Origin of the sequence: Bifidobacterium sp. N5G01 (genome assembly GCF_002742425.1) — a bacterium.
In the GTDB taxonomy this organism is placed as follows: Bacteria; Actinomycetota; Actinomycetes; order Actinomycetales; family Bifidobacteriaceae; genus Bifidobacterium; species Bifidobacterium hominis.
Window position 1 is genome coordinate 56,829 of the sequence record NZ_NJNP01000005.1, and the last position, 21,075, is coordinate 77,903.

Consider the following 21,075-nt stretch of genomic DNA (forward strand, 5'->3'; position numbering starts at 1 on the left):
TTGGGCCGACCATCGCAGGATGGTCGGCCCAACTTGTATATTGACAGCCTGTCGTCAGTCGCAACATCAATTGCCACGCAAGAACGATTCGGCCTCGCGAATCAATTCCTCACATGCCGGCATGCCATTCGACGCGATACGTTGTGCCTGGGCGTTCAAATCATAATCCCGCTCCAAACGGGCAAGATAATCGCCAGCGTGTGTCTGCTCGACAATCTCATCAGCATTTTTGCGCCATTCTGCGGCCTTCCTGTTCAAATCACCCTCGATAAGCGGATGCTCCAACAGAAGCGATAATGCGCGAACCAACTCAAGCGTGCCCTGCAAACATTCCGTATTGGCGCAATAATGAGGCACGGAAACCCACATGGACGTGGTCCGGAATCCTGCATCCGACGCAAAAGCGTCAAGAATATTAGGAATGCCCACAGGGCCGTTATATTCCTTGTCAGGCTCGCTTTCGCAGCCATTCTTGGAAATGTCAAGCGGTAAAGGCCTCGTATGGGGGCAGTTGTCGAACATGGATCCTAACGTGACGATATCGCTCACATCGTAATCCTCTGCGATACGCAATGTATACCTGCAGTATTCCTCCCAACGATAATTCGGTTCGGGGGCAATCTGCGCAAGCAAATGCAGCGTAGGGGAGACGTCAATGTCATAAAACGTGGTCTGCGGCCAAATAATTCGTTTACGTCCCTGTACCGAGCAGATCATCGGGCGAGCCACCTGATAATCATAAAAACCCTCGTTGTCGATATGACGCACCTCCTGTGAATCATATCGCGATACAAGATGCCGTATGACATTCGTCGCGGCCTGGCAAGCATCATTCCAACCCTCGAATGCGGCGATCAATATCGTCGTTCGTCTTATCGTCTCCTCACACATATTTCAAATGTATAACGAAACCGTGGAGGCTGTGACACGCTTTTGCCGTCGGTGAATGACAAGCATTCGCGATATCGCTGAAAACCACTGCAGACAGTCAACGAAACAGTTAACGGTCTATTTTCACAGCACTTTCAGACGTTTATCATTTTGTCCGATAATGTATGTTATGTCAGAAAAGTATGCCCGCCTTCGACTGACACTCTCTTCTGTACATAACATCGTGGATTACGCCAGCACGTCCCTTTCAGGACTTTGCTCGGACATAATCCAACGGTATGACGGGTGGCGTCTTCGCTGCGCTGGACGCCTTTCATGGTCAGCCTTTGATGGCTCGATTGAGTTTTCTTTCCATTTCGCTTTTCATGCCATTCCTGGCCTGCAGATACATAAACACCAGCTCCGCGGCGATCAGCAAAATCATCAGCGCGGCTGACGGCCATCCTACTTGCTCGTAGAAATGCCGGAATTTTACGGAAAAACCAGATTTGAACATCGTATATACCGGGTATGGCAAGGCGCCAATAACCAATGAGGCGAAGTGTAAACCAACAATCGGCCAACGTACTGGATATACGTCGCGCTTGGTTTTTGAGAAGATATTTCCGCGAATCGCGGTAATCGAACAAATGTTCACTGCAATGACTGCCGCGACAATCCACAGCAATGCCGGCAGGATATCAGGCATGCGACACTCCCCCTATTGTAATCCGTCTCTACATATCTACCGTATATCGATGACCATGTAACCCGACTTGGCCTGTTCAACCTATGCGGTATCGCCAAACCTGTATATTACAGTGAAACAGCGGTGTGTGCCTGCCGCTTCGCATCAAGCTTCTTTTTCATGCGCATCGCAGCGATGTCGTCAACAGGACGGGTCGAGTCCGCGGTGGAAGGCATTGTAGATAAATCGACGTACTCCTCGTGTTCAAGAGCATCCCTGATTTGCTTCCACAGGGATCCCATGGATACTCCGAACACTGCCCTACCGCTTTGCAACAGTGCCATCATTTGCTCGCTGTCCGTGCATTCGTGCACATGCTGCCCATCACACATAATAGTGATGTTTTCCAGCTGCTCAGTAGTGCGTTGCGTTAGAAAGCCAATGGCAGCCGTCACATTCTGCAGATTGATGCCCGCATCAAGCAGTTTTTTCGACACGGCAAGAATCACCACGTCCTTGAACGAATACAATCTACGTGACCCAGACCCATGCGATGGAGTGATGGAAGGCTCCACAATCTGCCTGCGCGCCCAATAATCAAGCTGACGATAAGTGATGCCGGACACCCTCGATGCCACTGAACCCTTATAGCCACGCGTCACCAGCTGTGCATCGCTTGAGGGAAACAACTCCCCCTGTACCGCAGTCGGCACATGCAGATGCAACCGCATTGTTGGCCCTGCCTCATTCATCGCATTCTCCTACGACACATAAACAACGCCCATGAGCCTCTGTATGAAGCCCATGGGCGCGAAGCTGTTGTACACAGTTTATCCCGCATCACGCGGATCAACCGGCAATGACGGCCTTATTGTCGAAATAAACCAAACGGAACTTGCCAAGAATGATTTCATCGCCATTCTTAAGTTCCTGCTGATCAACACGCTGACGGTTCACATACGTGCCATTCAAGCTTCCCGCATCGATGACGCAATACCTGCCATTCGACCTGCGGAACACCGCGTGGGCGCGAGAAACCGTGGAATCATCCAAAAGGATATCGGCACTCGGATCACGGCCGACGGTAATCTCATCCTCATCGAGAAGATACCGCGACCCCGATACCGCTCCCCTAGTCGAGATCAGCAGTGCCGTGCCGTCGGCAAGACGCATAATGGTTTCAAGGTCCTCCTTCGTCAGAGGACGGTCTCCGGTGGAAGTAACCGGTACAGTTATTGCAGGAAGGCCAATGATGGTCGTTTCACCTGCGCTTGGAATCGGATCAGTCATAGTCGCCATTCTAGTCATTACCCTTACAAATAGCCGGCATTGAGGCCGGCATGGTCACGAATCATACACCGCAAAGCGGGTTTCACCCCTCAGTTTTGTCAATAATCGACACGAACTGGTCGTGCGGCAGCATGTCGTCATAGCTACGCCAACGGCGTTCCAGCTCACGATTTGCCTCGTCATGCTGTTGTTGACCAAGTTTGGCATAAGCTTTCAGCTCGTTCGGCCCCATGTCTTTGACCGGCTGATTGAGATTCAATGCTTCGTCACTCACAGACAGCCATTGTAGCCACACACCCTGAAAGAGTACGAAAAAGCCCGGATACAGCGTGTGCCCGGGCCTAAATCACATTCAAAGATCAATATTACAAAGAATAATTTCAGCGCTGCTCGTCGATCATTTCCTGCAGTGCCTTGTTAACGGACGGAGAACCGGCCACCATGGACAGGGCGTTGATGCCGCTGATTTCGAAACCACGCTTGATTGCGGAGAAAATCTGATTCTTGTTCATGTTATTTCCTTAGTGCTCGTTTTCTTTGACGCACCTTGCGTCTTACCATCTTCTGTTGTTGACAAGTACCAATATAGAGATTTGTCAGACTGAAATCATTGCCCGACCATTCGTTTTATAGCAAAATCATCGGTTACTCTTGAATTAAGAGCATTGACTGGAGAGTATGGATTCGGCCAGCGAGTTCGCCCTGCCGGCCGCTACATACGACACGCCTGAAACGACGCCCAAACCGACGAAAACTAGCCAGTCGAAACCACTGCAGACTCTACTGCAGACCGAAACGCCCATGACCATGAGAACCACCGTCCAAACCCGACGGCCGCCACCCATTTCCGACACGCCGAACGAAACGGCGGAATCCCAACGAAACCAACAAAAAAAGCGGCACGTCATGCCGCCCGATGGTGGGTGATATAGGAATCGAACCTATGACCCCTTCCGTGTGAAGGAAGTGCGCTAGCCGCTGCGCCAATCACCCAATAATGGTTGTACAGGAACTCATGTCCCAGTGGGCGATACAAGATTCGAACTTGTGACCCCTTCCGTGTCAGGGAAGTGCGCTACCTCTGCGCCAACCGCCCAGGTTATCCATCATGCCAACTTACGTCGAGCATAATGAGAGGTGGGTACGAGAGTCGAACTCGTCTATACGGCTTTGCAGGCCGCTGCCTAACCGCTTGGCTAACCCACCCTAAAGGTCGATAATCAATCGGAACCTTAGAGCGGACAACGGGACTCGAACCCGCGGTCTCAACCTTGGCAAGGTTGCGCTTTACCAACTAAGCTATGTCCGCATGTGCTCCGCAGTATCACTGCCTGAGCACGAGTATCTACTATAGTCACATTTCCGTAATTTGCAAATCAGCGTGTCGCGCCTTTTCTGGACGCACCGTCAGCCGAAATATTCCTCAACGACCTGCGCAAGTTCGTCTACAGTATCAATGACTTGGTATGCGCCATGCTCCTTAAGCTCGCCTGGCTCGGCATAGCCCCATCCGCAACCTAGGCAGTCAAGGCCGCACGCCTTGGCCCCATCGGCATCGGTCCAGCGATCACCAACCATCAACGCACGATCACCGGCAGCCTCATCAAAACCGATATGTTCAAACGCCCAACGGATCACCTGATCCTTGTCAAGGCGGGAATTATCGGTGCTTGCACCATAAATGCCGTCTACCATGGCATCCAAGTGGAAATGTTCACAGATCGGAATGCACTGATACTGCGGCTTGCAGCTGGCAATCGCCAGATAGTATCCATCGGCACGCAACTTAGCCAGCTGCTCCGGAATACCATCGTAGATGGTGTTGTTCAGACGACCCGGAACTTTCTGCCCCGGATTGTTGGGATCGTCAAACACAGCCTCATCCGCATAATACCTGCGATAAATAGCGATACCCTCATCAAGACGATCTTCAGGAATATCGTTGCGCCGCAGAGATTCAATAATCGCAGGACCGATGAATCGCTGCAATTCCTCATCATCCGGAACCGGATACCCCAATTCCTCGAACACTTTGACCACACAGCCGATGATTCCCGGATCAGATTTGGTCAGAGTGCCGTCGAGGTCAAGCAGAACGACTTTCTTGGATTGCCTGGTCTGTTCGGACATGAATTGGTTCTCCCTTTATTCCTATCGATTCGTTTTCATCGATGTGATACCTGTGGACGCTAACAATTATGCCCAGCCATACTGACTGGGCATAGTGTTCAAGTGTCGTTCAGCTGTAGGTCACTCGTAGTCTGGGAACCAACCGTCACGATGCATTTGCAGTCGCTTGTCAAGCAGCGTCTTCAGCTCGTCTTCGGTACGACGCTCCAGCAGCATGTCCCAGTGCGTACGAGTCGGCTTGGATATTTCGTCATCCTCACGATCCCCGTCGCCCTCACGACGCGCGGTCATGCCGCAACGGCATTCCCATTCCTCCGGAATCTCCGCGCCCTCAGCGAACGGCAGAATCGTACGGTGCCCTTTCGGGCACACGTATGCGACGTCGTTTCGGGCCGCGAAATCCACATTATCATCGGATTCCAACGACTTTGCGCCGATGCTCATGCCTCGCAGGCTACGTTCTGCCATATTGCCTTTGCCTCCTTGGGATTGTCCGCTCTTTCTAAGCTACAGAACAGTTCGGACGTGTCTTTTATTCCTTGTTCGTTTGCTGATTGCCAATTTTTACTGTCAATTTTAGTCGACGCCAGAATATGCGACGATGCCGCGATTAATACGCTCGTATGCCTGCCTTGCGATTGGCGACAACGTTTCGGCGCGTTCGGCAAGATACGGTCTGGCCACAGCTATCTGTTGCAGCACGTCGGCAAGTCGTTTACAGTTGCGCACGAAATCTCCGCCAGTCAGCTCAGTGCCATATAACACCTGCGAGAGGCTTTCACCCTGCGCCCACTCGTAGACGATGTCGGTGATGCCGAAATCAAGCTGGCGCGGCTCTTCGAGCATATGATCCTCACACAGCATGGCGATCGACGCATGTATACCTTTGAGCTGCGCGGCGCACACGGCCACATTGCCCTGAATGCCTCCAGGATAACGACGCGGCTCTCCCCCGCTTCCCCTGCGGGCTTCGAATACCAGCGATGCGACAACGCTGGCCAACTCACAGGCATTCAAGCCGTCGAATGCACCAGCCTCGATCGCTTGGGCCAATACCAAATCAAGCTCACTGTACAGATGCCGCAGCAACTGGCCCCGTTCCGTAAGCTGATAATCGCCATGGCCCGCGGATCCCCGCACCGACTGAAGATAGCCAAGGTCGGCAAGCACAGTGCAGATATGATCAAACTGACGTGCCACGGAACCGGTACGCGAATCGTATCGATGCTGAACACGTTCTAATTCACGCGTCTCACGCGCCCAGCGATGCCCCCATTTCAAGTGCTTCTGCACGTCTGGGCACTTGTGGCACGGGTGGTCACGGTCTTCTTCACGAAGTTTTTTAATGCGTCGGTCAAGCTCCATGAACGCCTGGCTACGGTCTTTCTGCGTGCTGAACACCTCATGTTTAAGCCTGCGACGTTCATTCTTCTCCAAATCACTCAAGCGCATCCTCAGACGCATGAATTCCTTGAAATCACCAAACTCACATTGGAAGGCCTGTTCGTACCCCTCCAAAGCCTTGCGCAGGGTTTCCATCTGCGCTTCAAGCTGCCAAGCCGACTCGTTGGCCTCCCACTGCGCGAAGGAATGGTCGAGCGTAACGCGGGCGGTCTCGTAATCGCTGGTATTCAACAGGTTCACAGCCATGTTGAAAGTCGGTCTGAAGCTTGAGTGCAATGGATATACTCGCTTGCTGGACAACGAGGCCGCAGTGGCTGGCATAAAACCACGGTGATCCACTACAACGGCATGTCCAATGGTGTCGATGCCGCGACGTCCTGCGCGACCGGTCAGCTGGGTGAACTCGCCGGGGGTCAAGCCAACATGCCCAGTGCCATCGAATTTCTCGAGTTTTTCGACCACCACGCAACGCGCCGGCATATTGATGCCCAGTGCCAGCGTTTCCGTTGCGAAAACCATCTTGACCAAGCCATCTTCAAACAAACGTTCGACAATCTGTCGGAACAATGCGACCATTCCCGCATGGTGTGGGGCAAACCCTTCTTCCAAAGCAAAACGGAATTGCGAGAAATGCAGCGCTTTCAAATCCTCTTGGCTTAGCTGGCCTTCGACCATTTCATCAACGATCCGTCTGATCCTACGTACTTCATCGCCGGTGGTGAGTTCCAAACCAGCATTGATGCATTGGTCGACCGCCTGATCGCAACCATTCCTTGAGAAAATGAAATAGATTCCCGGCAGCATGTCAAGAAAATTCAGTTCATCCACAACGGCCCAACGTCGAGGCGTATGACGTTCAGCTTTGTGGGGACGTTCATCCCAGCGTCCGCCCTTGCCTTTGGAACTACGCCTGTCGGGACGCTCCTCTCCTCTGCGACGTGCCGCCTGACGGTCCAGCTGATCGAGTCTGTTCACCAGTTGCGCATTGAGTTTGACCGTCTGTTCACCGTTGGCGTCACGGCGGTACAGATCGATAAGCTCCGGTTCGGTATGGTCGTCTGCCTGCACGAGCACATGCTGTTCCAGTGGTACCGGACGCTGTTCCGATACGACCAGCGTGGTTTTGCCACGGACGGATTCAATCCACTCGGAAAAATCCTCGACATTGGAGACCGTTGCGGAAAGACCGATTATCTTCACATTCTCCGGCAAGTGGATGATGACTTCTTCCCATACCGGACCTCGGAAACGGTCGGCGAGATAATGCACTTCATCGAGAATCACATAACGAAGCGCTTCAAGCGTTACGGAATGCTCATACAGCATATTGCGCAGCACTTCGGTGGTCATGACCACAATGTTCGCTTCAGAATTGATAGATGTGTCTCCGGTCAGCAATCCAACCTTATCCGCGCCGTACTGGGCAACCAGATCATGATACTTCTGATTGCTCAACGCCTTGATCGGCGTGGTATAGAAAGCTTTGACGTTCCGTGTCTGTGCCAGATAGATGGCGAAATCCGCTGCAACCGTCTTGCCCGCGCCGGTCGGCGCCGCTACGAGCACATTATCCCCGGCCTCCAATGCCTCGTTGGCCTGTAACTGGAATTCGTCAAGTTCAAATGGCAGGGATCTGGCAAACTCGGCGGCAACAGTACGCTGTTTGGCCTGCGTCTGTTTGAATGCGGCGTACCGCTGTGCGGGGGACAGTTTGACGGTCTCATTGGTATCCGACATGCCAGTGCCGTTATTACGGCGACGATGATGGGTCATAATTCCTTACAATTTAGTCAGGTCAATCATTAAAATGACGCCATTGCGCCCACTGTTGGGCATGGCGATTGCGCTTCGCCTCACGCCTTTCGATGACTTCAGTATGGGCATTCGTGTAGCGCTCGGTAACATCCTGCAGAGGTCTGGTGAAGAAGGGTGCATCGTTCTCGTCTTGCTGGGTCAATGGCTTACCCATCGCGTCGATCCGCTTCGCCGCGCGTTCGCCCAGTTTCGCCACATCCTTGAACGCATGGTAACCATGAAGGCACGCATAGACGATCCCGGAAACGACCATCACCAGCATGAATAGAGCGAGTGCCAGCCAAACCCACCAAGGCATAGAACCACTCCCGTCAGTTCTCGTTCTCACGGTCACCGATGCTCAATTCATGCTGAGCACGGGCAACGATCATGGTACGCAGCGTCTCAGGAGCCACAGCGGTGATATGTCGCGCATGTGAAATGCAGAACGCGACATACCAGGAATCGGACGAGACGATCAGATGCACTTTCTCGCCTTCTCCGCACTTTTCGACCGTTGCCCCCGACAATCCGTCAATAAACGACAGATTGTCCTGATTGGTGACGAACACAGCCGAAGTTCCATTGTCAAAGCTCCACTTGCGCAATTCGGATGCGGGTACATCAGGAATGTCGATCTTTGCAATCGGCTCGACTAATTCAGCCTTTTCAATGCGGGAGATACGTAGCACCTGCCAGATGCGAGGCTTGCCCGTAGCCTTGTTGATCGTGGTGTCTTTCTTCACATACTTGGCTTTATCCGCAGGTGCAGCAGCAGCGACATCAGTCCATACGGCAACGTAGAAAACACCCTCGTCAACGAAGATCTTGTCTGGAGCGACAAGCTTGCGCTGGGCTCGTCCTGCGCCATCCGTGTATTCCATGTCAAGCAGCGAACTCTTGGAAATCGCGCTCTTCACGATGGAGAAGTTGCGCGGCTCCATTTCATAGCCAGTCAGGCTCAGCCATGGCATATCCCCCGGCTCAACATGACGGCGAAGACGGCTGTACAACGATTCGGCCTGCTCGCGAAGCTTGTCCGGCAGCAATGACGAATGCGCGAGATAGCTTACGGATGCGGTAAGCATACTCAGATACTGCTGTGAAATACCTGCCAAGCGTTCCAAACCAAGCGAATTCGTGGCGGAAACGATGCCTTCCGCATCAAGCAGCGACCAATCGATATCAAAGAATTGGCTTCCCGCCATCTCCCCATCATCGGAAACCGTGGTCAGCGTGTTGATGTCTTTATGAATGACATTGACGAACTTCTTCAGCTCATCATCGGACTTCGGTTTGCCAATGAAGCGTTCCGCAAGCTCCTCAAGCGAATATTCCTCGCCAAGGTGAGCCGAAAGGAACAGCATCAAACGCAGGCGACGGTCGACTTCACTACCGGTCTGGAATGCGGAATTCTTCTTCGGGCGTCCTTTGCTTTCCTCGACATCGTCATCGTCTGCGCTATTGCGACTGATCTCCATGGCAGTGACGGTGGAACTGTCGTCTCCCGTGGACTCGTCGGCAGGTACGAACTGCGTTGCTGCATTCAAACGACGGTTAAACGCATCAACGGCTTCCTGCGGGCTGACGATGGACGCGCCTGGATGGGATAGTACGAACATGGCCAGATCATCGGAATCAGTATAAGCGACATTCAAATGCTCGCCATCAACATCCACCGTGGCCGCGAAACGCCGCTGATCGACGACTTTGACCAATTCGTCGGGAATGGACTGGGTTCCCAGTCCAGGAGCAATGGAGTCAAGACCAAGTCCCGGAATAGGTGTCTGAGGAACACGCGGCGCGGTACGAGACGTATGTTGCGTCTCATGCGCAGGAGCCGAGGAAATCGACATAGAACGGGCCAAGTAGTTGGCGGCAGCCAAAATCGGCAGATCCTCATCCCCGAACAGCAGACGAACACGAGGCTCGTCACCAAGCTGCAGACGGTAGGACGCGAAGTCCTGCCCCTCCGACTTGGATGAATACTCCGGCTGCCTTGATTCGATGGCAATGCCCATGGCCGCAAGCTTGGCGCGGTCACGCTGGAATTGCTTGGCAAAAGCCGCCTTCGCCGCCTGATCGGCCAGTTCCCCATAGGAATCGGCATACGCCTTCACGCGCTGAGCAATCTGACGGGAAGTGAGCCATTGCGGAAAAGCTGAGGAAAGCACAGCCAACACATCAAGTTCGTGCTTGCCCCATTTGTCGGAGAAACGACGCCTTCCGTTACTGCCCTCTGCCATTAGTCCTCACGTCTCGTTAACGTTTCATTCTAAGTGCGTAACCAGTATAGGCTTCCGCACACACCTCTCTATGATAGAGGGTTTTCGCTCAGATTGTGCCTATTTTACGAAAAAATACAGTTTTTCGTGTTGAGAACACCCCTCGAATCAGACCCAATCGTCAGGTTCCACGCCTTGCGGGCCAACGTATTCGCCATTCGGAACATAACTCGGCTCGCCGGTGTCAGGCAACCGCGCGTCACCAAACAGTATTACATCCCTGCCAAAGGTCCAGTCGCCCTCGATATCGACGGAATTCGCCGCGGCGAGCGATGGGACTCCATACGGGAATCTCGTATCGAAATCATGAATGTTCTTGTAGTACCGTGCGTCCAAATGGACATCCGGGAAAATGTAGTTACCGTCCTCCATCTCATACTGATCCGTCAGATGGAATCGATCAGACCGCATGATGAACAAATCGTCGGTGGTTTTCACCGGCAGGAAACGCATACGGTCCACGCACACGCAAGTGGCACCATCAAACAACGTCACCGCGGCTCCCATGGCCGTTTCCAGCTGAATGACCGGCTCGCTCGTCGGATCGGTGGGATCAACGGTCTTTTTATTACGGATGACCGGCAACGGCAGCACGCCGTCATATGCTGACAGCTTGGCCTTCAAAGCGTCAATTCGCACCCAGATACTGTTCGTGTTGAAGTACGGGTGTTTTTCAATGTTCTGAGCATCGTCTTTGTCATTTGGATGCACCTGACTCATTTCGCGCAGCATCAAACGACCCGTCGCCTTGTCACGCACGATATGGCCGCCCTTGCGGTCGGCGGGAGTGCGCTTGGCGACCTCGATCATGAACGGAGCGCCGGTATTTTCGAAATGCTGAGCCAGCGTACGCGAAGGTCGCGCACCGAGATTGTCGGAATTCGAGATGAACAAATACTTGAATCCATGTTCCTCGAGCACGTCGAGCAACCCGGATTCCCAGATGGTTGAGAACAGGTCACCGTGACCTGGCGGGCACCATTCAAGTTCGGGATTCGCCGGGAAGCTGACAGGAAGGCCCGTTTCCGCGCTGATCTTTGGTTCCTGATGCTGCACAATCTCCAGAGGAATATCCTCCTGATGGAATTTCTTGTTGGCTCTCAGCACCTTCATGGTGTCGTTCGAAGTGCGGAATGAATTCATCAGTGTCAACGGCAGCTCCACACCCAGACGAGTGCGTGCGGTCAACACCTGTCCGATGATGATGTCGATGAAACGCATCTGACGGGCCTTGTGGCGACGCATGGGCAAGAGAGACTTGGCGCAATCCAGTCCCATGGAGGTGCCAAGCCCACCATTGAGTTTAAGGAATGCGGTTTTTGCGAACGCATCAACGGCTTTGTCGTGGTTGATGGTCTCGTAAACGTCATGGAAACTTGGCACCCCCACTAACGGTTCCACCTCATCCTCACGAATCCAGCTGCTTGCCTCCTCGTTACGCCAAACCTCATATAGACGCTTGAACTGCGCAATGGCCATATCGGTCATCCCATTTTCCCGCATCTTTGCGGCGGAGTGTTCGAATACGTCCTCGGTCAATGTCTTTCCCTTTCGTGCGGGCGTTATGTTCTCGTCGTACCTAGGTAATACTACGACATATTTCCCGTAACGGGGGCTTTTGGAAGTTAAAAAAGATATTTTTTAACACAAAAGACATCTTTACGCGCCCTTCATCACGTTTCATTGACTGCGCGACACGATGTATTTGAAAAAAACCACAGACTATGCTATGTTTTTTTCTCGGTGCTTTTGCATCGTTCGGACCATAGCGCAGTTTGGTAGCGCACTTGACTGGGGGTCAAGGGGTCGCGGGTTCAAATCCCGCTGGTCCGACCAGAAAAACCCGGATTCGCATGATTTCGGGTTTTCTTTTTAAGGTTGTCAGTCTTACACATGCAGGTAAGGGGTGATTGTCTTGAAGTCGAGGGACGCCCAGCCACAGTTTGACGATGTTGATGACCTTGCCCACGTGTTCGACTTTTCCGTGCCTGAAGATGAATGGAAGATCCGTCTGCCCCGAGAACTTGGCGTGGAAGCCAGAGAACGCGCGAAACATGATGGGATCACTCTCACCGAGTTGACCCGAAGAGCACTTAAAAGCGATAACCTGAGCAACACAGCTGACACCATTCGTCCAGGACGAAGGCCAAAGAACACCGACGGACGCGAACAGCTTGGCGACGAATGGAAAATCAAACTCCCCTATGCCATCGGCAAGACGGCACGGGAACGCGCAACGGAAGAGGGCATATCCTTGAGCTCTCTCGCCCGACGTGCGATCAGCGGATATCTACGCCAAAGAGACGCCGAGGAACAGCCACTCTTCTAAGACGACCAGTCAATAGCGTGCCACACATTAGCTACAAGCTACACAGATTGGCAGATATAGTATTCCTTACAACCGTTTTTTTTTGGGGTGCACACCATCATTCGTGGCGTGCACCCCAAAAAAGCGGACTACTTGCGCTTTTTCTTTTCTCGGATATTCACCGAAATCTGAATCGGGGAACCCTCGAAACCAAACTCTTCACGCAGGCAACGTTCGATGTAACGACGATAACCGTGCTCAAGGAAGCCAGTAGCGAAAATCACGAAGCGCGGTGGGCGCGTCGAAGCTTGGGTCGCGAAAAGAATGCGTGGCTGCTTGCCACCACGAAGCGGATGCGGATGCGCAGCCTGAATCTTGCCCAGGAAAGCGTTGAGCTTACCGGTTGGAATACGCTTGTCCCACGACTCCAAGGCGCCACGCATAGCTCTGGCCAGACGATTCGTATGCCATCCGGTCTTGGCCGACAGATTCACGCGCTGGGCCCACGTCACGCGGTCGAACTCGGTCTTCCACAAGCGTTCCATGCGCTGGCGATCGAAATCATCCATCAAATCCCACTTGTTGAATACCAGAACAACGCATCGGCCGGCATCCACGGCCTGACTCATCACCTTCAGATCTTGATCAGAGATCGGCTGAGAAGCGTCGAACAGCACCAGTGCAAGCTCCGAACGCTCAATCGCGGCCTGCGTGCGCAACGACGAGAAATACTCGGCGCCGGACAACTTGTGCAGGCGACGCTTGATGCCGGCGGTATCGATGAACAGCCAATCCTCACCATCAACCGTCACCACCTCATCGACAGGGTCGCGGGTGGTTCCAGCCAGATCGTTGACCACGGTGCGCTCTTCATGCGCCAGCTGGTTCAGCAAGGACGACTTGCCGACGTTCGGGCGTCCGACCAGTGCCACACGACGAAGATGCGACGGAGTGAGGAACCCGGAAGTCTTCTCAGCCTTCTTCAACGAATCCAAAGCCGCGTCAAGCAGTTCGCCGATGCCACGGCCGTGCATGGCGGAAATGCCGTATGGCTCCCCCAAACCCATCTTCCAGAATTCGGCGGTCAGATACTCGCTCTCACGATCGTCGACCTTGTTCACCGCAAGCGTGACCGGCTTACCAGAGGCTCGCAGCATCCTTACGATACGCTCGTCAGTATTGGTAAGTCCAACCTGACCATCCACCACAAGCACCACGGCGTCAGCAAGCTGAACGGCAATCTGCGACTGCGACGCGATGGCGGATTCAATGCCTTCGACATCGGCTTCCCAACCACCGGTATCGACCAGCTTGAAATCAGTGCCGGCCCATTCAGCATCGTAGCTCACACGGTCTCGGGTCACGCCTGGAGTATCTTCCACAACGGCCGCACGACGTCCGAGAATACGATTCACCAGCGTGGACTTGCCAACGTTCGGACGTCCAACAACGGCAAGCACGCCGACCGGCTTCGGGCCGGACTGGCGTTCGCTCCCAACGAAAGACGATCCATCAATCAGTCCTTCATCGCCCTCATCCAACTCATAATCATCAAGATTGGACGCATATTGGCGGTATTGCTGCTCTTCAATGGCGTCATCGACAATGCGTACAAGCACATCAAGGGTTTCGCCGAAATCCAAATCGGAATTGTCGACAGTCAATACACCTTCCGCTGCGGACGTGAAATGCGTGACCTTGGAATCAGCCTTGTCTCGTGCCGCAACATTTTCCGCGCCAACTCCGGAAGCCGACTGCCCTGCTCGACGGGCTTGGCGGACTTCCTCACGAGCGGTAAGCAATACACGCACTTCAGCATCCGGCGCGACGACCGTAGTGATATCACGGCCTTCGGCGACCACACCAGCACCTTCGGAGAAGGAATCGGAAGCCGCTTCACGGGCAATATACGCGCGTTGTGCGGCAATAAGCACATGCCGGACCGAAATGATGTTCGACACCTTGGACACATGGGATGACACTTCAGAGGAACGGATCGCCTCACTGATGTCTTCGCCATCGGCATATACCTTCGGATCGTCCGGATCGACACTGATGTCAAAATGACCCTCGGTGAAGAACTCGCCCACGGTTTCGGTGACTAGCTGTTCGTCGACAGTCTCCGTATCGAGGTCGATACCCTTGTTCATGCACCACCATGCGCAGGCACGATACATGGCTCCGGTATCGAGATAGGCGAAACCGTAATACTTGGCCAGCGCCTTGGACGTGGAAGACTTGCCGACGCCCGCAGGTCCATCAATAGCTACGCGGATCACAGGCCCACCGCCTTGGACAGGGAACGCACCTCAGTCTGCGAAAGCACACGGTACGATCCGGACTTCAGATCGCCAAGTTTGATCGGACCGATCTGAGTGCGCACCAAACGCCTGACCGGGAAACCGATCGCGCCGAAGATACGACGGACGATACGGTTCTTGCCGGAGTGCAGCACCACCTTGACCAGGGTGCCATCGCGGCTGGCATCAAGAATCGCGCAACGGTCAAGCTTGATCCAACCGTCGTCGAGCTGCACGCCGGTGGTGACCAGTCGGCGGCACACCTGACCGCTGATACGACCTTCCAATGTGGCGATATAGGTCTTCTCGACCTCATACTTGGGGTGCATGACATGCTGGCTCAACTCGCCGTCGTTCGTCATGAGAATCAGGCCTTCGGAATCGTAATCCAGACGACCCATGTGGAAAATACGGTCATACTTGTCGCCGACGATGTCGCTCAGGGTGTAACGTCCCTTCGGATCCTCCATGGCGCTGAGTACGCGCTTCGGCTTGTTCAAGGCAAGCGTGACATGATTGGGGTTCACACGAACACGGGAGCCGTCCACGCGAACTTCCTGGTGTTTCGGGTCGACGCGCGTTCCCAACTCGGTGACAAGTTCACCGTCGATTTCGACGCGTCCTTCAGTAATGATCTCTTCACATTTGCGACGGGACCCAAAACCTGCCTGAGCAAGAAGCTTCTGCAGACGGATACCTTCATTGTCATGCGTATGCGCCTTCGCGGCGCGGGAATATGCGTTTGGCATCGTTCTCCCAACGTGGCCGGATAATACTTATAGGGACTGCTGGTACTATGGCAGTCGTTTGGCGATTTCCAAAAATCGCAACTTGTCCACTATATGACAGAGGAAAGACTATGACTGCTGTTGAAGCAACGTCCATAACTAAGGAAGAGCAAAGCAAGCCGCTGGCACTTCGTGTCGGAGCGGAACTTGTGGGAAGCTTCATCATCTGCTTCGCGATTTACGCGATCTGCTCGCTTGGCTCCGCAGTGTACGGCATCAATATGGCGTTCATCGCCCTGCTGACGGGCATCGTGTATGCCGCGGCCACCGTAATCTTTGGATCCATCTCCGGAGCGCAATTCAATCCGGCCGTATCCGTCGCCGCCATGCTCACCGGCAAGACCCATGTGCTTGATGGCATTCTGTACATCATTGCCCAAGTGCTCGGCGGCATTGGCGCCGGTGCTGCCATCCGATTCCTTCTGCCAAGTTCCGAGCAGGTGACATTCAAGATCTGGATGACGCCGACGATCAACGGCTTCGATAAGAACTCCGTCTCCTACTCCACGCTTGGCAACTATGGCGTGACGTTCAGCATCACCTTGGCCATCGCTGTCGAAGTCATCGCAGGCATCGTCATTGTTGCCGCCGCGCTTCGCACCACGGGCGAACATGGCGAGTCCAGTACGAACCATGCCGTCGCCATGGGGCTTGCCTACGGTATCGGCACCGCCATCGCCTACCCGGTGACCGGAGCTGCATTGAACCCGGCACGCGCTACTGGCATCGCTATTTTCGCGCAAAACCAGGGCCTGAATGAGGAACCACTGCAGCAGCTGTGGGTCTTCTGGATCTGCCCTGTTCTCGCCGCTGCCGTCGTTGCACTTATCGTCATTGTCTCCGGTATGGTCAGCACGAAGAAGAACACGCCGGATGCCGAAGTCGCCGATGAAATCGAAAACGACACTGCTCTCGACGAAGCGTCAGTTTCCGACGGGAACGATGGTGAGGAGAATGAGCAGTCCAGCGCCCAAACCTATACCCATGAAGGCGTCGAAAGCAACTGACCGGACCTTCCATGGACTGCGTTCACGCAATACCAGCCTGACCAGCCCAGTAACTATGGCCGTCACCGCGATCGCAGCGGTGGCGGCTTTTGTATATCCTGCAACCGCAAGCACCGTCGCAATAATCACTACGACTGCGACGATCCATTCGAACCACGGTTTGCCCTCATGATCTTCGGAAACGTAAGGATGGCTCATTCCGAGGCCTTTCATATCTCGCTTGCCTGCAACAATCGTAATCATAATAAACGTGGCGTCCGAAACCAATACAGAATCGGACGCCACGCTAATCACAATACCCTCGTATGAGGGCTGGAACGATCAGTGGAAGAAGTGGCGGGTACCGGTCACATACATGGTGACGCCGGCCTTGCGGGCCGCTTCGAACACTTCCTCGTCGCGGATGGAACCACCCGGCTGGACGATGGCCTTGACACCTGCGTTGATAAGAATCTCCGCACCATCGGCGAACGGGAAGAACGCGTCGGATGCCGCAACAGCGCCCTGAGTTCGATTTGCACCATCAGCCAGCGTATTCGCACGTTCAACGGACAGGTTGGCAGAATCGACACGATTCACCTGACCCATGCCGATGCCGACCGTGGCCTGATCATGGGCGATCAGAATGGCGTTGGACTTGACGCAACGGATGGCTCGCCAAGCGAAAACCAGATCCTTGACGGTCTGCTCGTCCGCCGGCTCGCCGGAAACCAGCTTCCACGCATCCGGATCATCGCCCGGAGCGTCGATGAGATCAGTGGACTGCACCAACAGACCACCGTCAATCTGACGGAACTGCGTCTTGGACTTCGGCGGTTCGGCAACCTTCAGAATACGAAGATTCTTCTTCTTGGTCTGCAACAGCTCAAGGGCATCGGCATCATAGTCGGGAGCGACGATCACTTCGGTGAAGATAGGACGGACGCTTTCTGCCATTTCCATGGTGACCTTGCTGTTCGCAGCGATCACACCACCATAGGCACTCATCGGGTCGCAAGCATGCGCCTTCTTGTGCGCCTCAGCGACGGTGGCTCCAATGGCAAGGCCGCACGGATTGTTGTGCTTGACCACGGCGACCGCAATCTGCGGAGCGAAATCCCACACGGCACGCCAAGCGGCATCGGCATCAACATAGTTGTTGTAGCTCATCGGCTTTCCACCGAGCTGTTCGGCATGTGCGAAGCCGTTCTGGTTCAGCGGATCGAGATACAACGCGGCCTGCTGGTGAGGATTCTCACCATAGCGCAGAACGTGGGCGCGATCCCAAGTACGGGTGAATGCGGCCGGGAACTTGGCCTCATTCACTTCCGTCTCACCTTCGGCAGTCGGCTGATCGACGGTAGCTGGCTTCGGCCAATGCTTCGCGGTCCACTCGTTGATAGTGGCATCATAAGACGCCGTGTGAGCAAATGCTTTACCGGCCAGCCAGCGACGTTCCTCAAGGGAGAAACCTTCACCGTTCTCGATACGGGCCGCGACCAACGCATAATCGTTCGGATCCGTGACGATGGCCACAGTGGCGTTGTTCTTCGCCGCTCCGCGAACCATGGACGGGCCTCCGATATCGATCTTTTCAATAGTGGCAGCTTCGTCCGCACCGGAACGAACCGTATCAGCGAACGGATACAGGTTGACGACCACCAAATCGAACGGCTTGATGCCAAACTTTTCCAGTTGAGCCGCGTGGTTCTCATTGGTCATATCAGCGAGGATACCTGCGTGGATATGTGGGTCGAGAGTTTTGACACGGCCATCGAGACACTCGGGAAAACCAGTGACTTCCGAGACTTCCGTCACCTTGACGCCGAGTTCCGCAAGACGCTTTGCAGTGGAACCCGTGGAAACCACTTCAGTGCCGGCTTTGATGAACGCCTCGGCAAGAACTTCGATACCTTCCTTATGGAAGACCGATACCAGAGCTCGACGTATCGGTCGATTCGTTGTTGTCACCTTGCTCCTCCTTATTGTTGATGGTTGAGGTCACTGTGCGGGCCGCATCGGTGATCCCACGATTATTTGGTTCGAGAACCGCAGCGGATGTACCACTCCTGCCCTCGCGGACACGCTTTATGACCCAGCGTATTCCGAAAAACATGAATACGGCCACCAAAGTCAGCAGCCACGATGAGAACAGCCCGACTGCAGTGGGCTGCCCGACCTTACGAGTCGACGCAATTACATCGACACCGACATGCGCAAGATGCTTTGATCCCAGTGCCCCGTTAGAGATGGAGAACAGCAAACTCGAGCCTACCGATACGATCACGCAGGACATGCAGAATGTTCCCGCAGGATAGGCGAATCCAGACACCACCCGCTTGACGTCAATCTGGTGATCAGCATCATCAACTCTGATGTGGAATCCCTTGTTGAACAACATGACGATCATGCCTGCGATACAGGGCAACGCCAAAGGAATGCACATCAATGCGATTCGGACCCAGTCCGTTTCAATTGCCGAAGGAAGCAGACCGAATATCGGCAGCGACGGCAATGCCGTTCCCTGACCGCTCCACATAGTGAATTCAGCAAGGTCGCCAATTGAAAAACCTGCTCCGAACACCCAGGAAACCGCCCAAATCGCAATGTTCGGAATCCACGCGAGCATAGCGATCGTCGTAAGTATACGAGAGCCACTCTGCATTCCCGACAATTCATACAGCTTCACCATGGCCGACTGATTGCAAAACGCCCAATACACGACCACGATCAGGCCAATGACCAAATAGACCGCAATCAACAACAGACCAAGAGCTAAGCCTATAATGATTGTCTTACGGACCGGCAACGAGACATGCTTGCCAGTCCATTCCAAACCTCGCTCGGTCAGCGGAGCCCCGGGAATCAAGGCAATGGCATATCCCAGTATGAAGACGAACGCCGTTTTCACGATAATCATGCCAGTCGTGTCAACAAGCTCGGTATCGACGCTGTTGGCGAAGAATATGTTAATCAGCACCCAGCCAATAGTCCCCGTCACACATCCGGAGAAACTGGTCCCAATACGCTTGGCAAGCGATGAAATAAGTGCGATCAGCATAACCGTCAGCAGCAACGGCATAATCGTCAGTGTGATGGATCCGGTCTTGAAACCGGATCCTTGGCTGAGAAGCACAACCGCTTCAGTCAGGGGAACGGAGAAGGCGGACAGATTGTCGCCGCCTTCCTCCATGGAGATGATCAGAAGCATCAGAGCTATATAGCAGCCGAGGGCGACAGCATAGATAATCATGGACGCTGCCGCTACGGCAAGCCCTTTCAACCAATACTTCAGGTTCTTTGCCATCATATCGACTTGGAAGCGAGCACCTCGCGCATGATTTCAGCGGTCTGCCCCGGAGTTCGTCCAACACGGATGCCCACGGCTTCGAGTGCTTCCTTCTTGTCTTGCGCGGTTCCCTTGCCGCCTGAAACGATGGCTCCAGCATGGCCCATCTGCTTGCCTTCCGGCGCCGTGAAGCCTGCGATATAGGCGACGACAGGCTTGGTCATATGCTCGGATGCCCACTTGGCAGCATCCTGTTCGGCGCTACCGCCAATTTCACCAATCATCACGACGGCCTTGGTGGCATCATCGTTTTCGAATACTTCAAGGGCCTCCTGCAACGTGGTGCCAACGATGGGATCGCCGCCAGCGCCTAAGCATGCAGTGAAGCCGATGTCGGACAGCTCCCCCATCAGCTGATAGGTAAGGGTGCCGGACTTGGACACCAAGCCCAAAGGTCCACGGGAGACGATGCCGTCCGGAATGATGCCGAGATTGCAGCCCTGCGCATTTTCCGTCGAAGGAAGCGTAAGCAGACCAGGGCAGTTCGGCCCGACGATGCGTACGCCCTTGCGCAATGCGAGCTCAACGAAATACGCACTGTCGGCAACCGGAATACCTTCGGTGATAACCACAATCAACTTGATACCGGCTTCAATGGCCTCAACCACGGCGTCTTTAGCAAAACGTGGCGGTACGAACACAACACTCGCCTGCGCACCGGTAATTTCAACGGCTTCGGAACAGCTGCCAAAAACATGCAGGGTAACATCTTCGCCGTTTTTTGCTTCAGGGAAATTGACTTCCTGACCGGCCTTGCGAGCATTGACGCCGCCGACGATATTGGTGCCGGCCTTCAGCATGCGCGCGGTATGGGTCATACCCTGGTGCCCAGTCATGCCCTGCACAATGACAGGTGTGCCATCCTCAACGAAAAGCGTCATTT

At 54.1% G+C, this 21,075-nt stretch carries 20 protein-coding genes and 5 tRNA genes; 3 read left to right on the plus strand and 22 right to left on the minus strand.

Annotated features, from left to right (window positions below):
* Window positions 1-66: 66 nt before the first annotated feature.
* The 16 genes from CE168_RS07755 to CE168_RS07825 all read right to left on the minus strand — a co-directional run bounded on the left by CE168_RS07755 (window position 67) and on the right by CE168_RS07825 (window position 11,964).
* Window positions 67-891 carry a PAC2 family protein gene (locus CE168_RS07755; protein WP_099571854.1) on the minus strand — a complete coding sequence of 275 codons (825 nt, stop codon included), beginning with the start codon at window positions 889-891 and terminating at the stop codon, window positions 67-69.
* 319 nt (window positions 892-1,210) lie between these two features.
* Window positions 1,211-1,579, minus strand: a complete 369-nt coding sequence (locus CE168_RS07760) for a hypothetical protein (protein ID WP_099571855.1) — start codon at window positions 1,577-1,579, stop codon at window positions 1,211-1,213.
* Between the two features lie 107 nt (window positions 1,580-1,686).
* On the minus strand, window positions 1,687-2,310 hold the full coding sequence (locus tag CE168_RS07765; protein ID WP_099571856.1) for a MerR family transcriptional regulator: 624 nt from the start codon (window positions 2,308-2,310) through the stop codon (window positions 1,687-1,689).
* Between the two features lie 97 nt (window positions 2,311-2,407).
* Complete coding sequence (locus CE168_RS07770; RefSeq protein WP_099571857.1) at window positions 2,408-2,848, minus strand: FHA domain-containing protein; 441 nt, start codon at window positions 2,846-2,848, stop codon at window positions 2,408-2,410.
* A gap of 82 nt (window positions 2,849-2,930) precedes the next feature.
* Window positions 2,931-3,122: a hypothetical protein gene (locus CE168_RS07775; RefSeq protein WP_099571858.1), complete on the minus strand. Its 192-nt coding sequence runs from the start codon at window positions 3,120-3,122 to the stop codon at window positions 2,931-2,933.
* Between the two features lie 106 nt (window positions 3,123-3,228).
* Window positions 3,229-3,360 carry a hypothetical protein gene (locus tag CE168_RS09275; RefSeq protein ID WP_272896522.1) on the minus strand — a complete coding sequence of 44 codons (132 nt, stop codon included), beginning with the start codon at window positions 3,358-3,360 and terminating at the stop codon, window positions 3,229-3,231.
* A gap of 405 nt (window positions 3,361-3,765) precedes the next feature.
* A tRNA-Val gene (locus CE168_RS07780) sits at window positions 3,766-3,841 on the minus strand.
* A gap of 31 nt (window positions 3,842-3,872) precedes the next feature.
* Window positions 3,873-3,944, minus strand: a tRNA-Val gene (locus CE168_RS07785).
* 39 nt (window positions 3,945-3,983) lie between these two features.
* Window positions 3,984-4,054, minus strand: a tRNA-Cys gene (locus tag CE168_RS07790).
* Between the two features lie 30 nt (window positions 4,055-4,084).
* Window positions 4,085-4,157: transfer RNA gene (locus CE168_RS07795), tRNA-Gly, on the minus strand.
* A 98-nt stretch (window positions 4,158-4,255) separates the two neighbouring features.
* The gene (locus tag CE168_RS07800) at window positions 4,256-4,978 is read right to left on the minus strand and encodes an HAD hydrolase-like protein (protein ID WP_099571859.1); all 723 of its coding nucleotides are present in this window, start codon (window positions 4,976-4,978) and stop codon (window positions 4,256-4,258) included.
* A 120-nt stretch (window positions 4,979-5,098) separates the two neighbouring features.
* A complete protein-coding gene (locus tag CE168_RS07805) occupies window positions 5,099-5,446 on the minus strand; it encodes an RNA polymerase-binding protein RbpA (RefSeq protein WP_099571860.1) in 348 nt (115 codons plus the stop codon).
* A gap of 108 nt (window positions 5,447-5,554) precedes the next feature.
* Window positions 5,555-8,119, minus strand: a complete 2,565-nt coding sequence (locus CE168_RS07810; protein ID WP_099571913.1) for a DEAD/DEAH box helicase — start codon at window positions 8,117-8,119, stop codon at window positions 5,555-5,557.
* A gap of 58 nt (window positions 8,120-8,177) precedes the next feature.
* Window positions 8,178-8,459 carry a hypothetical protein gene (locus CE168_RS07815; protein ID WP_236824362.1) on the minus strand — a complete coding sequence of 94 codons (282 nt, stop codon included), beginning with the start codon at window positions 8,457-8,459 and terminating at the stop codon, window positions 8,178-8,180.
* Between the two features lie 49 nt (window positions 8,460-8,508).
* Window positions 8,509-10,422, minus strand: a complete 1,914-nt coding sequence (locus CE168_RS07820) for a helix-turn-helix transcriptional regulator (RefSeq protein ID WP_099571862.1) — start codon at window positions 10,420-10,422, stop codon at window positions 8,509-8,511.
* Between the two features lie 147 nt (window positions 10,423-10,569).
* Window positions 10,570-11,964, minus strand: a complete 1,395-nt coding sequence (locus CE168_RS07825) for a UTP--glucose-1-phosphate uridylyltransferase (protein WP_236824368.1) — start codon at window positions 11,962-11,964, stop codon at window positions 10,570-10,572.
* Between the two features lie 256 nt (window positions 11,965-12,220).
* Between CE168_RS07825 and CE168_RS07830 the strand changes: the two genes are divergently transcribed.
* Both CE168_RS07830 and CE168_RS07835 read left to right on the plus strand, forming a co-directional pair.
* Window positions 12,221-12,297: transfer RNA gene (locus CE168_RS07830), tRNA-Pro, on the plus strand.
* 148 nt (window positions 12,298-12,445) lie between these two features.
* Window positions 12,446-12,790, plus strand: coding sequence for a hypothetical protein (locus tag CE168_RS07835; protein ID WP_236824363.1), 345 nt, complete (start codon window positions 12,446-12,448; stop codon window positions 12,788-12,790).
* 128 nt (window positions 12,791-12,918) lie between these two features.
* Here the strand turns inward: CE168_RS07835 and der are convergent, their stop codons facing one another.
* The gene (gene der / locus CE168_RS07840; protein WP_099571865.1) at window positions 12,919-15,048 is read right to left on the minus strand and encodes a bifunctional cytidylate kinase/GTPase Der; all 2,130 of its coding nucleotides are present in this window, start codon (window positions 15,046-15,048) and stop codon (window positions 12,919-12,921) included.
* Window positions 15,045-15,818: a pseudouridine synthase gene (locus CE168_RS07845; protein WP_099571866.1), complete on the minus strand. Its 774-nt coding sequence runs from the start codon at window positions 15,816-15,818 to the stop codon at window positions 15,045-15,047. Before CE168_RS07845 ends, der begins: the two co-directional genes overlap by 4 nt.
* 110 nt (window positions 15,819-15,928) lie before the next feature.
* Here CE168_RS07845 and CE168_RS07850 point away from each other — a divergent pair, with 110 nt between their 5' ends.
* Entirely contained in the window at window positions 15,929-16,864 is a 936-nt protein-coding gene (locus CE168_RS07850) for an MIP/aquaporin family protein (RefSeq protein WP_099571867.1), read from the plus strand.
* Here the strand turns inward: CE168_RS07850 and CE168_RS09195 are convergent.
* The 4 genes from CE168_RS09195 to sucD form a co-directional block, all read right to left on the minus strand.
* Window positions 16,781-17,062 carry a DUF3017 domain-containing protein gene (locus tag CE168_RS09195; protein WP_099571914.1) on the minus strand — a complete coding sequence of 94 codons (282 nt, stop codon included), beginning with the start codon at window positions 17,060-17,062 and terminating at the stop codon, window positions 16,781-16,783. The two genes, CE168_RS07850 and CE168_RS09195, sit on opposite strands and share 84 nt — an antisense overlap.
* A 123-nt stretch (window positions 17,063-17,185) precedes the next feature.
* On the minus strand, window positions 17,186-18,814 hold the full coding sequence (purH, locus tag CE168_RS07860) for a bifunctional phosphoribosylaminoimidazolecarboxamide formyltransferase/IMP cyclohydrolase (protein ID WP_099571868.1): 1,629 nt from the start codon (window positions 18,812-18,814) through the stop codon (window positions 17,186-17,188).
* Window positions 18,762-20,150 (minus strand): cell division protein PerM, encoded by a 1,389-nt coding sequence (locus tag CE168_RS07865; RefSeq protein ID WP_099571915.1) that lies wholly within the window; start codon window positions 20,148-20,150, stop codon window positions 18,762-18,764. Before CE168_RS07865 ends, purH begins: the two co-directional genes overlap by 53 nt.
* Entirely contained in the window at window positions 20,150-21,073 is a 924-nt protein-coding gene (gene sucD, locus CE168_RS07870) for a succinate--CoA ligase subunit alpha (RefSeq protein ID WP_033501080.1), read from the minus strand. Before sucD ends, CE168_RS07865 begins: the two co-directional genes overlap by 1 nt.
* Window positions 21,074-21,075: the final 2 nt, after the last annotated feature.